The 252-nt window shown below is 48.4% G+C and carries 1 rRNA gene; it reads right to left on the reverse strand.

Annotated features, from left to right (window positions below):
• Positions 1-252, reverse strand: a 16S ribosomal RNA gene (locus ACTHSL_RS13915); the annotation flags it as partial.

The raw sequence follows: 252 nt of genomic DNA on the forward strand, positions 1-252 counted from the left end.
GTATAAGAGACAGGACTACTGGGGTATCTAATCCTGTTTGCTCCCCTAGCTTTCGCAGCTGAGTGTCAGTAATAGTCCAGTTACCTGCTTTCGCCATTGGTGTTCCTCCCGATCTCTGCACATTTCACCGCTACACCGGGAATTCCAGTAACCTCTCCTATACTCAAGTCTGATAGTTTCTATTGGCCTCTCCCAGTTAAGCCAGGAGCTTTCACAACAGACTTATCAAACCACCTACCTGCCCTTTACGCC

Origin of the sequence: Neisseria sp. P0008.S010 (assembly GCF_051962715.1) — a bacterium.
Classification (GTDB): domain Bacteria; phylum Pseudomonadota; class Gammaproteobacteria; order Burkholderiales; family Neisseriaceae; genus Neisseria; species Neisseria elongata.